This is a genomic window from Mumia flava, assembly GCF_002797495.1.
Classification (GTDB): domain Bacteria; phylum Actinomycetota; class Actinomycetes; order Propionibacteriales; family Nocardioidaceae; genus Mumia; species Mumia flava.
The window spans coordinates 2,323,351-2,335,838 of record NZ_PGEZ01000001.1 but is presented as its reverse complement, the minus strand read 5'-3'; the positions used below and the strand labels follow the sequence as shown (position 1 = coordinate 2,335,838).

The window sequence follows — 12,488 nt, the reverse complement described above, 5'->3', positions numbered from 1 at the left end:
ATCAACTTTACTGCGAGGCGATTCATTCCCGCAGGCCGCCAGCGCTTCATGGGCGCTGCTCGAGGCCGGCCGAGGAACGAGGCCCGATCGAGAGCCCGAGGGTCTCGATCCTCGCTTCGCTCGGCCTCGACCAGCACAGCGCCCGCGGTCAACCTTCGGCAGACTGTGGCGCAGCCCACGCAGGTCGACGTCAGGGGGACCGATGACCGCACCGACCGAGGAGCCGGCCGAGTCCGAGCGGCTGCCGCAGCGCAGGATCCTCGCGATCTTCGTCGGGCTCATGCTGGCCATGCTGCTCGCGGCGCTCGACCAGACCATCGTGGCGACCGCACTGCCGACGATCGTCTCCGATCTCGGCGGCGCGGAGCACCTGTCGTGGGTCGTCACCGCGTACATGCTCGCCGTCACGATCACGACGATGCTGTGGGGCAAGCTCGGCGACCTCTACGGGCGCAAGACGCTCTTCATCATCTGCATCGTCATCTTCCTCGTCGGCTCCGCACTCTCGGGCACGTCGCAGGACATGACGCAGCTGATCGCCTGGCGCGCACTCCAGGGCGTCGGCGGCGGCGGGCTGATGGTGCTGTCCCAGGCGATCATCGGCGACATCGTGCCGCCCCGGGAGCGCGGGAAGTACCAGGGCGTCTTCGGTGCCGTCTTCGGGCTCGCGAGCGTGATCGGCCCGCTGCTCGGCGGGTTCTTCGTCGACAACCTGTCCTGGCAGTGGGTCTTCTACATCAACCTGCCGATCGGTGCCGTCGCGCTCGTGGTCGTCACGGTCGTTCTGCCGTCGATCACGACCGGCCGTACGCCGAAGATCGACTACCTCGGCATCCTGCTGCTCGCCGCGATCTCGACCGGCATCGTGCTGGTCACGAGCCTCGGCGGCAGCACCTGGGACTGGAACTCCCCTCCGGTGTACGCGATGGTCGCCCTCGTCGTCGTCGCTCTGGTCGCGTTCGTCCCGGTCGAGCGTCGGGCCGCCGAACCGGTCCTTCCGCTGCGGCTCTTCTCCAACCGCGTGTTCACCGTCGCGTCGATGGTCGGGTTCGTCGTCGGGTTCGCGATGTTCGGCGCGATCACGTTCCTGCCGCTGTACCTCCAGACGATCAAGGGATCGTCCCCGACCGAGTCCGGGCTCGAGCTGCTGCCGATGATGGCCGGGCTCCTGATCACCTCGATCGGCAGCGGGCAGCTGATCAGCCGGACCGGCCGCTACAAGGTCTTCCCGATCGTCGGGACCGCGGTCACCGCGTGCGGCCTGTTCCTGCTGTCGCTGATGGACCGCGAGACCACGACCTGGGAGTCGTCGCTGTTCATGTTCGTGCTCGGCTTCGGGCTGGGCCTGGTGATGCAGGTGCTCGTGCTCGCCGTGCAGAACGCCGTGGAGTACCGCGACCTCGGTACGGCGACCTCAGGCGCGACGTACTTCCGCTCGATCGGCGGCTCCGTCGGCGTCGCGATCTTCGGCACGATCCTCACCCACACCCTGACGTCCGGACTCACGCGGGACGTGCCGGCCGACGCGACCGGCGCCTGCGGCCCGGACACGCTGACGCAGTCGACCGACGGCCTGGCCCAGTGTCCTCCGGACGTGCTCGACTGGTTCCTGAACGGCTACGTCGACGCGATCCAGACCGTGTTCCTGTGGGCCGTCCCGGTCGCGATCCTCGCGTTCGCCCTCACCTGGCTGCTGCCCGAGGTGCGGCTGCGCACGGTCAACGACCGTCCCGGCGTCGGACAGTCGACCGGCGAGTCGTTCGCGCTGCCGTCGGACCGGAGCTCGCTGGAGGAGCTGCGGCTGCTGCTGTGGCGCGCGGTCGGCAAGCAGGATCCGTTGCGGGTCTACGCGCTGCTCGCCGGCGAGCTCGCGCTCGACCTGTCGCCCGAGGAGTGCTGGATGGTCACGCGGGCCTCCCTGAAGGGGCCGCGGTCGATCGCGACCATGTCCGAGCTGTCCGGAGCGAGCGAGGAGACCGTACGGCGCGTCGCCGAGCGACTGGCGCAACGGCACCTCGCCACCATCGACGGCGACACGGTGACCGCGACCCCGGCCGGCGACGCGGCTGCCGAGGCCCTGCGCGCGAACGAACGGGCGCGGCTCGAGGCGTACCTCGAGGACTGGCCGGGCAACGAGGAGCCGGAGATCGAGGAGATCATCGACGACCTCACCGAGCGGCTGTACGCCGACGACAAGGCCGTGCTCGGACCGCCGCAGGAGGACCGCTCGGTCGAACGCTGACCGGTCGCCCGCTCGCGCCTCGCCCACCGCACGACTGAGCCACCCGCTCGTCGACGCGGAGCGCAGCGACGATCGAGACGCCCACGCGCCGACCGACCCACCCGCTCGTCGACGCGGAGCGCAGCGACGATCGAGACGCCCACGCGCCGACCGACCCACCCGCTCGTCGAGGCGGAGCGCAGCGACGATCGAGACGCCCACGCGCCGACCGACCCACCCGCTCGTCGACGCGGAGCGCAGCGACGATCGAGACGCCCACGCGCCGACCGACCCACCCGCTCGTCGAGGCGGAGCGCAGCGACGATCGAGACGCCCACGCGCTGACCGACCCACCCGCTCGTCGACGCGGAGCACAGCAACGATCGAGACGCCCACGCGCCGACCGACCCACCCGCTCGTCGAGGCGGAGCGCAGCAACGATCGAGACGCCCACGCGCCGACCCGGCAACGCAGACCCGCACCGGGCTGGGGAAACCATCAGGGCCCAGTGCGCGATTGCGTAGCCGGCTACGCAGACCGCCAGGGGCCGGGGCCGTGGCGGAGGAGTCAGGGCTCAGCTGCCGAGGCCGCGGATCTCGAACACCTCGAGCGGCTCCGCCTTGCCCTTCAGCTCCACGTGCCCGAGCGAGTGCGCGTCCGCGTCGGGCAGCGCCGCCAGCGTCGACGGTCCGACCGCCACGCCGCCGACCGGCGCCTTGCCCTCGATCCGCGACGCCGTGTTGACCGTGTCGCCGATGACGGTCTGGGTCCGTCCACCCTCGGTGCCCAGCACGCTGACGGTGACCTCGCCGGAGTTCACCCCGACCCGGAAGCGCGGCCACCCCGGGTGCGCGTCGGCGACGGTCGCGGTCGCCTCCTGCAGAGCCAGACCGGCGAGCACGGCGCGCCGGGCGTGGTCGGGCTGGTCGCCGCGGCGGTTGAAGGTGACCATCAGCGCGTCCCCGATGATCCGGTCGACCTCCCCGCGGTAGCGCCGCACGACCGGCGGCACCGCGACCTCGAAGTACGCATTGAGCATCGCGGTCACGTCGCGTGCCGTGTGCTGCTCGGAGAAGGTGGTGAACCCCTTGAGGTCCGCGAACAGCACGCTCATCTCGCGGTTCCCGGCGGTGGTGTCCTCGAGGTAGAGGTCGGCGAACCGCTCCTCGTGCCACTGGATCCGCGCGCCGAGCGCGACCAGCACGAACGCCGCGAGCATGAGCACGTGCCACTCCCACCACGACAGGTGCCAGCTGACGCCGAGGACGACCGAGACGCACGACTCGGCGAGCAGCACGAACGCCGAGGCCATCGAGAGCAGCATGAGCGATCGGTGCCGCGCCCACAGCCGCAGGTAGCGGTAGGCACTCACGCCGTACAGCACGATCGCCGCGCCGGCGAACGCCGTGAGCAGACCGTCCACCTCCTCGGCGACGCCCTGCTCGCGCAGCGGCGGGATCCGCATCAGCGACGCCGCCGCCCAGAGCACGGCGAACCCGATGATCCCCCACCGCATCGCCTGCGCCCAGCGCAGCGCCGTGCGGTCCCGCTCCCCGGTCAGGTCTCCGCTCGACGCCAGCGCGAAGACCGATCCGAGGGCGAGGCCGACCGGGGTGGCCAGGACGAACCCGGCGTTCGGGGTGTCGAGCAGGATGCCGGGGGTCGCGAGCGCGTGCAGCCCGAGGAACAGCGCGACGGACAGGAACGCGTACGAGACCAGCAGCACCCGGGCGTCCGCGCGACGCAGGGCCGCGACCCCGGTCGCGTACGCGAGCACGGCGCTCAGCACGCCGGTGGCGAGCACCAGCCAGAAGTGCGCGCGGTGATCCTCCCACCACACGTCGAGGTCCGGCTGCCAGAGCAGCACCGCGAGGCCGAGCATGGGCAGCGCCAGCACGATCGCGAGCAGCGCGACCCGACCCGCGCCGGGTCCGGAGCGCTCGGGACGGGGCGCCCCGGTCACGGTGACTCCGCGAGGTGCTGGTGGACCTGCGCGAGCACGACGGAGCCCTCGCCCACGGCCGAGGCCACGCGTTTGACCGACCCGGCGCGCACGTCGCCGACGGCGAAGACCCCCGGCACGGTCGACTCGTACGGTCGGGGCAGCCGGTCGCTGGTCCAGAGCGGGGAAGCCGCGGCGTCCGCACCGGCCAGGACGAAGCCGCGCTCGTCCCGACCGACCTCGGCCGGGAGCCAGGCGGTGTGGGGCTGTGCGCCGATCATCACGAACAGCCCGGCCACCTCCTCGCGCACCTGCGCGTCGGTCCGACGGTCCCGGAGCACGACGTGGTCCAGCCACCCGTCGCCGCCACCCCCCACGACCTCGACGTGGGTGCGGATCTCGACGTTGCGGGCCGCGTCGATCGCGTCGATGAGGTACTGCGACATGCTCGCCGCCACGCCCTCGCCACGGATCGCGATCGTGACCTTCTCGCAGTAGCGCGCGAGGTGCATCGCGGCCTGCCCCGCGGAGTTGCCACCGCCGACGACGATCGCGCGCCGCCCCCGCAGCCCGTGCGCCTCGGTCACGCTCGCCCCGTAGAAAACCCCGGCGCCGCTCAACGCCTCGAGACTCGGCACGCCCAGGCGACGATACGAGACGCCGGTGGCGAGCACGACCGCGCGGCCGGTGACCGTGCCCGCATCGCCGGCCGACAGCCGCAGCGTGCCGTCGGACTGCATCTCCAGCGCGTCCACCTCGCGCATGTGCAGCACATGGGTGCCGAAGATCCAGGCCTGCTGGTAGCCGCGCTGGGCGAGCTCGACGCCGCTCACGCCGCGGGAGAACCCGAGGTAGTTGCGGATCAGGGAGCTCGACCCGGCCTGCCCGCCGAGCGACTCCCGCTCGACGATCAGCGTCCGCAGCCCTTCCGACGCCCCGTACACCGCAGCGGCCAGTCCGGCCGGCCCGGCGCCGACGACGACGAGGTCGAACGACCGGTCGCCGTCGAGCGTGGTCGGGACGCCCCACGCCTCGGCGAGCTCGAGGTCGCTCGGGTCGTGCAGCAGGGTGCCGCCGATCGCGGGCATCCAGACCACCACCGACGCGTCGAGGCTCTTGCCGGCGTCGAGGAGGTACCGCTCGACCTGCTCGGCCATCTCGGTGCCTCGCGGCCGGAACGCGTGCGGGACGCCGTTGCGCGCCAGGACGCCGAGCACCTCGTGCGCGCGGGCGTTCTCGGCGTCGGCGAGCACGACGACCTCGCGCCAGTTCGTCGCCTCGCTGCGCGACCACTCCTGCACGAGCTCGGCGACGGTCCGGTGGAAGAGCTCGTCACCGTCGGTCCACGGCGTCAGGACGTACGAGACGGCGTCGCCGACCGCGATGTCGTGCAGGATCGTCTCGGCGACGTCACGGTAGGCCCAGGAGCCCCACCGGATCAGCAGCACCCGCCGTGCGTCCGGGTGCAGGGACCGCGCGGCGCCGAGCAGCTTGCTGCGCTCGCGTGCGTCGAGGGTGACGTCGACCAGGACGACCGCGACCCGGTCCCCGTGGTCCTGGGCCGATTCGAGGGTGCGCAGCGCGTCGACAGCGCTCGACTCTCCGCGGACCCGGAAGTCGCTGCCGAAGCAGCGCTGGAGCTCGCCCTCGAGCCGGTCGAGCGCGGTGTGGTCGGTGTGGACGGCGAGGATGAGGGGGCGCGCTCGAGACACGCCCGAGACGGCGTGATCGCTCATCCTTCGATGATCGCGCGGACGGGGTCACCGTGCTGTGGAGTTTTACGACGGCAACGGCTCCGGCTCCCCGCGTTCGGGATGCAGCACCCCCCGCGTCGGGTCGAACAGCCCGATCGGATGGGTGGTCGACCCGGTGGTCGCGAGGTCGGCGAGGATCTCACCGACGACCGGCACGAACTTGAACCCGTGCCCGCTGAAGCCGCAGGCGATCGCGACCTGCTCGTACGCCGGGTGGGCGCCGATCACGAAGTGCTCGTCGGGCGTGACCGAGTACAGGCAGGTCTTCGCCTGCACGACCGGCCCGGACAGGTGCGGGAACAGCTGGCGGGCTCGCTCCTGCATCACCGTCGACTCCTCGTCGCGGACCACCCGGTCGACGTCGTCGGGATCGGTCGGCGTGCCGAGCCGGAAGAACCCGAGCTTGAACCCGCGCTCGGGCCCGTCCGTCATCGGGAACCCGTAGATCTGCTGGTTGCCGTGGGTCTCCTCGATGTAGACCGGGTGCTCCTCCTCGCTCCACCGCTCGTACGGAACCGCTGCGAAGTCGGGGGTGAACCAGTGGAAGACCATCCGCTCGATCGACAGCGGCAGCGCCAGGTCGGCGAGCAGCTGCGGCGCCCACGCCCCGGGCGCGATCACGAGGCGGTCCGCCCCGTACCGGCCCTGGCCGGTCTCCACCTCGACACCGCCGTCCGGCGTGGCCGACCAGCGCAGCACGCGCTCCCCGAAACGCAGCGCGGCCCCCTTGCGTACGGCGACCTCGGCGTTCGCGATCGTGGTCTCCTCCGGGCGGACGTAGCCGGCGTTCGCCTCGTAGACCGCCATCGCGTCGTCGGCCGGGTCCATCGTCGGGAAGCGGGCCCGGATCTGCGCAGCGTCGAGGATCTCGTGATCCAGACCGTGCTGAACCGCGGCGTCTCGGCTCCCGGTGAACGTGACGCTCGCCGGGTCGCCGACGTAGATCCCGCCGCACAGCGTGAGCAGGTCGCGGCCGGACTCCTCCTCGAGCCGCCGCCACCCGTCGTACGCCGAGCGCAGCAGCGGGACGTACGCCGGGTCCTCGAAGTAGGACTGGCGCACGATCCGGCTGCCCCCGTGAGCGGAGCCCTGGTCGTGGCCGGGCTGGTAGGTCTCGAGTCCGAGCACCGACGCGCCCCGCTCGGCCAGCGCGTTGCAGGCCGCGCCGCCCATCGACCCCACCCCGAGGACGATCACGTCGTACGCGTCCATCAGCGACCCCTCCTGCTCCCGCTGGTGGAGACCACCGGCGGTCGAGGCGGGCGAGGAAGGAGCACCACCGGCGGTCGAGGCGGGCGAGGAACGAGCACCACCGGCGGTCGAGGCGGGCGAGGAACGAGCCCGATCGAGACCCCGCACACGTCTCGATCCTCGCTCCGCTCGGCCTCGACGAACGGGCGGTCGCTCCGCTCGGCCTCGACGAACGGGCGGTCGCTCCGCTCGGCCTCGACGAACGGGCGGTCGCTCCGCTCGGCCTCGACGAACGGCGGGCTGGCGACCGCGGTCATCGGCGCATGTGCTTCATGTCGGGGTCGAAGATGGGCTCGGCGGTCACGGTGGCCCCGAGCTGCTCCCCGAACCACTCCACGGTCAGCGCCGTCCCGACGACCGCGAGCTCTGCCGGCACCCAGGCGTACGCGATCGAGGTGTGGGTCGTGTAGCCGTGGTCGGCGCTGGTGACGTAGCCGACGACCTCGTCGCCGGACCGCACCGGCTCTCCGCCGAGCACGACGCGGCGCGGGTCGTCGAGGGTGAGGCAGGTCAGCCGCCGGGTCGCGGGCCGCGTCGCGAGCGCGTCGCGCCCGACGAACTCCCGACCGTCGTCGCGCACCGCGAACGACAGCCCGGCCTCGTCGGGCGCATGCTCGCGGGTGACGTCGGTCCCCCACAGCCGGTAGCCCTTCTCCAGCCGCAGGCTCTCGAACGCCCGGCGCCCCGCGGCCACGATCCCGTGCGGGCGCCCGGACTCCCACAGCGCGTCCCACAGCCGGCGACCGAACTCCGCCGGCGCGTACAGCTCCCAGCCGAGCTCGCCGACGTAGCTCAGCCGCAGCGCGAGCACCGGCACGCCGGCGACCCGGATCCGCCGAGCCCGGTAGAAGCCGAACCCCGCGTGCGACACGTCGTCGGGGGTCAGAGTCGCGAGGACGTCGCGTGCCGCGGGACCCCACAGGCCGAGCCCGCACGCGCCCGACGCCACGTCGCGGATCCGCACGCTGCCGTCGTCCGGCAGGTGTGCGGTCAGCCAGGCGCGATCGAGCGGGCCGTTGACGCCGAGGTGGAACTCCTCGGGCCCGAGCCGCGCCACGGTCACGTCCGAGAGCACGCCGCCGGCCCCGTCGAGCAGCAGCCCGTAGACGATCGTGCCCACCGAGCGCCCCGGCGGGCGGGTGAGCAGACCGGACAGGTACGCCTCCGCGCCCGGGCCGCTGACCTCGAGACGCGCGAGCGCGCTCATGTCGAACAGCGCGACCGCGTTGCGCGCCGCGTAGGCCTCCGCGGCGGCGATCGGCGACCAGTGCTGGGCGGACCAGGCGTCGCGCTCCGCGACCGGCGGGCCCTCGAACCCGGCGTTGGCCTCGAACCACAGCGGCCGCTCCCACCCGTTCGCCTCGGCGAACACCGCTCCGAGCTCGCGCTGCCGCTCGTAGAACGGTGTCGTCCGCAGCCCCCGCAGCCGCAGGGTCGACGCCCGCGGGTGCACGATGTCGTACACCTCGTCGTAGGCCTCCTCGGCCCGCTCGACGGTGAAGTCGTGGCTCACGACCGCCGGGTCGAAGCGCCGGTGGTCGAGGGTGTGGGTGTCGATCCCGGGGTCGTCGTGCACGAGCCAGTCGGCGACGACCTGCGCCACCCCCGCGGACTGGCTGACCCAGACGGCCTGGGCGAGCCACAGCCCGTCCGTGCCGGTGACCGGTCCGAGCATCGGCCCGCCGTCGGGCGTGAACGAGAAGATGCCGTTGAACGCCCGGCTCCCGTCGAGGCCGACGCCGCGCAGCTCGGGGATCAGCGTCTGCGCCTCGCGCCACGTGGGCTCGAAGTCGGCGAGCGTGAACGGGTGCATCGCCGGGTGGACGCCCGTGGCCGCGAACTCGTCGGCGGACGCGATCCGCTCCGGCTCGACGGGGATCGGGCGGTGCTCGTACGCGCCGATCGCGACTGTGCTCCCCCACTCCCGCAGATACATGGCGTGGTCCTGGTGGCGCAGCATCACCCGCTCGACCTCGACGTCCTCGTCGAGCGCAGCCCGGGACGCGATCGGCGTGCTCCACGCGAAGCCGTGCTCCATCGGCATCATCGGGATCTCGAACCCGAGCAGCTCGCGCGCCATCTGCGGCCCCCACAGGCCGGCGCAGCAGACCACGACGTCCGCGGGGACGACCTCCGGCGTCGCGTCGGGCGCGGACGGCACGCCGACCACCTCGACCCCGGTGACGCGGCCGGCGGCCGTACGGATGCCCACGACCCGGCTGTGCCCGCGGACCACGGCTCCGCCCGCCTCGGCGCGGCGCGCCTGCCACTCGACCGCCCGGGCGCTCTTGACCACCGCGTCGGTCGGCGTGTGGAAGCCGCCGAGCACGACCGACGGGTCGAGCCCGGGCCACAGCCGTGCGCACTCCTCGGGACCGACGAGCGCGGACTCGATCCCGCCGGCGGAGGCGAGGCCGTGGCGCCGGGCCAGCTCGCGCAGCCGCTCGGGCGTCCGGGCGAGCTCGAGGCCGCCGACCCGCTTGGAGATCCACGCGCCGCCGAGGTCGAGCCTGTCGAGCTTGCCGAGCGTGCGGGCGGCGAGCGCGCTCGTCGTACGGTTCGGGTTGGTCTGGAACACGAACCCGGGAGCGTGCGAGCTCGAGCCCCCGGTCGCGTACAGGGGGCCTTGCTCGAGCACGGTGACCGACCGCAGGCCGCGGAGCACGAGCTCGTCGGCCAGCGCGGCGCCGACGACGCCGAGACCGATGATCACCACGCGTGGCTGGGCGAGGGGCGTGGAACGCGAAGCACTCATCGGACGCTCCTTCGTTGCGTGATCCGCAACGCCGATGTCTATGGTGCAACGAGCGTACGGTGCGATACCGACTCCCGGCAAGACTCGCGGTCTCAGCGCGGCGCGAGATACCCCAGCCGTCGGCCCAGATCCGCGGCGCCCTCCCGCAGCGCCGCCGCGTACGCGGGGAAGGTCGACGCCGCCATCCGGAACGCCGGAGCCGTCACGGAGATCGCCGCGACCACGAGACCGCCCTCCCCGCGCACGGGCACGGCGACCGCGCAGGTCCCGGACTCCCACTCCTCGTTCGCAGCACCCCACCCCTGCTCCCGCACGTGCTCGAGCTCGGCGCGCACGTCGTCCGGCTCGGTCAGCGTGGACGGGGTGAACCGCTCGTGCGGGCCCTCCAGGACCTCCTCGCGGACGTCGCGCGGAGCGTGGGCCAGCAGCACCTTGCCGGTCGACGTCGCGTGCAGCGGCGTGCGCTGCCCCACGTACTGCTGGGTCACGGCGACCAGCTGCGTCCCCATCGCCTGGGCGATGTTGACCGCGGCTCCGTCGTCGATGATCGCGACGTTGGTCGTCTCGTCGAGCCGCTCGGCGAGCTCGTCGCAGCACAGCTGGGCGTCACGTACGAGATCGGTGCGCCTGCGGACGGAGCCGGCGAGCCTCAGCACGCCGAGCCCCAGACGGTACGCGCCGCGGTGACCGTCCTGCTCCACCAGGCTGCGTCCCTCGAGCGTGGCGAGCAGCCGGAAGGCCGTCGAGCGGTGCACGTCGAGGATGCGCGCGAGGTCGCTGACCCCCATCAGCTCCTGCTCGCTGAGCAGCTCGAGGATCCGGACGGCCCGCTCGACCGACTGGATCGGAGCACCGTCCTCGACCGGGCTCATCGCGCCCCACCTGTTTCGCCCGCGTGAAGATTCCCGAACACGCCGGGGCGCCTCTTGACGCGAACGGGAGGGCGGGTTCCAGAATGTTGTGTCATGAGAGGCATGTTGCTCATTATGCAACATTAGCACCGGGAGGCCGGATGCTGCGTGTGTGCTCTGTGAATCAGCTGGTCCCGGGCGAGGGACTGCGGATCGACGCCCTCACCCCGCCGATCGCCGTCTTCCTGACCGAGGACGGCACGGTCCATGCTCTCGACGACACCTGCACGCACCAGGACGCGTCCCTGGCCGCGGGATGGGTCGAGGACTGCCGCGTCGAGTGCCCCCTGCACGCGAGCTCGTTCTCGCTGCTCTCCGGCGAGGTCGACCAGCCGCCGGCCAAGCGGCCCGCGCGGGTCCACCACGTCGAGGTCCGCGACGGCGAGGTCTGGGTCGAGCTCTCGACGGCGGTCCCCCACCTTCCGCCCGGAGTGTTGTCATGAGCGGGTCTCGACGAGCGCGACCGGCGCAGAGGTCCGTGCTGGTCGTCGGCAGCGGGCTCGCCGGCTTCCACACCGCCAGGGCCCTCCGTACGGCCGGGTTCGGCGGCACCCTCACCGTGCTGGGCGCCGAGCAGCACCCGCCGTACGACCGGCCGCCGCTGAGCAAGGCCTACCTCGCGGGTGTGGTCAGCGCCCACGACCTCGCGCTCGACGACCCCGAGGACCCGCTCGACGTCGACTGGGTGCGCGGGGCGGGCGCCGCCGCGCTCGACGGCCCCACGCGTACGGTCCGCACGCGCGACGGACGGGCGTTCACCGCGGACGCGGTCGTCCTCGCCACCGGAGCCGAGGCGGTACGGCTGGGACCGCCGGTGCCGGGCACACACGTCCTGCGCACCCTGGACGACGCGGACGCGCTGCGCAGCGACGGCGTCGGCGGCGCGCGGGTCGCGGTCGTCGGGGGCGGCTTCGTCGCTCTTGAGACGGCTGCCGCCGCCACCGCGCTCGGCGCCCGCTCGGTCACCGTCGTCTCGCCCGAACGGAACCCGCTGCTGGGACGGCTGGGGCCCCTCGTCGCGGCCGCCCTGCGCGGCCTGCACGAGCGCCACGGCGTGCGGTTCGTCGACTCGGCCCGCGCGACCGGGTTCCTGACGCACGACGGCGGACGCGTCCGCGCGGTGGTGCTCACCACCGGCGGCTCCGTCGACGCCGACCTCGTCGTGACCGGGGTGGGCGCGACGCCCGCGACCGGCTGGCTGTCGGGGTCCGGCGTCACGCTCGGGCCGACCGGCGCCGTGGTCTGCGACGTCACCGGCGGGACCGGTGTCCCCGGCGTGTGGGCGACCGGCGACTGCGCCGCCTGGGACACCGGCGTCGACGGGGCGCACCCCGGAGGCCACTGGCAGGACGCCGTCGACCAGGCCGCGGTGGTCGCCGCATCGGTGCTCGGCCGGGCGAGCGCGGCCCTGCCCGACCCGTACTTCTGGTCCGAGCAGCACGACGTGACGGTCCAGGTCGCGGGTCGCGTCCCGGCCGATGCGTACGGCCGGGTCGTCGCCGGCTCGGTCGCGGGGGCGGACCTGCTCGTGACGTACGAGCGGGGCGGCGTCGAGACCGGGATCCTCGGCATGAACCGTCCGCGCGAGGTCATGCGGTGGCGCCGGTCCCGCGCGCCGCGGACCCGTCTCGTGGCCTCGGCCTGAGGAGGACGG

Annotated in this window: 9 protein-coding genes; 3 read left to right on the top strand and 6 right to left on the bottom strand. The window is 73.0% G+C overall.

What is annotated here, in order from left to right:
* Positions 1–202 precede the first annotated feature (202 nt).
* Positions 203–2,242, top strand: a complete 2,040-nt coding sequence (locus tag CLV56_RS11070; protein ID WP_100414820.1) for an MDR family MFS transporter — start codon at positions 203–205, stop codon at positions 2,240–2,242.
* Positions 2,243–2,795: 553 nt separating this feature from the next.
* On the opposite strand, the gene CLV56_RS11065 is transcribed toward CLV56_RS11070, so the two are convergent.
* The 6 genes from CLV56_RS11065 to CLV56_RS11040 form a co-directional block, all read right to left on the bottom strand.
* A complete protein-coding gene (locus tag CLV56_RS11065) occupies positions 2,796–4,184 on the bottom strand; it encodes an adenylate/guanylate cyclase domain-containing protein (RefSeq protein ID WP_039341142.1) in 1,389 nt (462 codons plus the stop codon).
* Positions 4,181–5,899 carry an NAD(P)/FAD-dependent oxidoreductase gene (locus tag CLV56_RS11060; RefSeq protein WP_100414819.1) on the bottom strand — a complete coding sequence of 573 codons (1,719 nt, stop codon included), beginning with the start codon at positions 5,897–5,899 and terminating at the stop codon, positions 4,181–4,183. The genes CLV56_RS11065 and CLV56_RS11060 overlap by 4 nt, the downstream gene beginning before the upstream one ends.
* A 42-nt stretch (positions 5,900–5,941) precedes the next feature.
* Positions 5,942–7,129 carry an N-methyl-L-tryptophan oxidase gene (solA, locus tag CLV56_RS11055; protein ID WP_100414818.1) on the bottom strand — a complete coding sequence of 396 codons (1,188 nt, stop codon included), beginning with the start codon at positions 7,127–7,129 and terminating at the stop codon, positions 5,942–5,944.
* Positions 7,129–7,425: a hypothetical protein gene (locus CLV56_RS11050; protein ID WP_039341145.1), complete on the bottom strand. Its 297-nt coding sequence runs from the start codon at positions 7,423–7,425 to the stop codon at positions 7,129–7,131. The genes solA and CLV56_RS11050 overlap by 1 nt, the downstream gene beginning before the upstream one ends.
* Positions 7,422–9,923, bottom strand: a complete 2,502-nt coding sequence (locus tag CLV56_RS11045) for a GcvT family protein (RefSeq protein WP_170224784.1) — start codon at positions 9,921–9,923, stop codon at positions 7,422–7,424. Before CLV56_RS11045 ends, CLV56_RS11050 begins: the two co-directional genes overlap by 4 nt.
* 92 nt (positions 9,924–10,015) lie before the next feature.
* Positions 10,016–10,795 (bottom strand): IclR family transcriptional regulator, encoded by a 780-nt coding sequence (locus tag CLV56_RS11040; RefSeq protein WP_039341147.1) that lies wholly within the window; start codon positions 10,793–10,795, stop codon positions 10,016–10,018.
* Positions 10,796–10,878: 83 nt separating this feature from the next.
* On the opposite strand from CLV56_RS11040, the gene CLV56_RS11035 reads away from it, so the two are divergent.
* Together CLV56_RS11035 and CLV56_RS11030 are read left to right on the top strand one after the other, a co-directional pair.
* Positions 10,879–11,277: a bifunctional 3-phenylpropionate/cinnamic acid dioxygenase ferredoxin subunit gene (locus CLV56_RS11035; protein WP_342745012.1), complete on the top strand. Its 399-nt coding sequence runs from the start codon at positions 10,879–10,881 to the stop codon at positions 11,275–11,277.
* Complete coding sequence (locus CLV56_RS11030) at positions 11,274–12,479, top strand: NAD(P)/FAD-dependent oxidoreductase (protein ID WP_100414817.1); 1,206 nt, start codon at positions 11,274–11,276, stop codon at positions 12,477–12,479. Before CLV56_RS11035 ends, CLV56_RS11030 begins: the two co-directional genes overlap by 4 nt.
* Positions 12,480–12,488 lie beyond the last annotated feature (9 nt).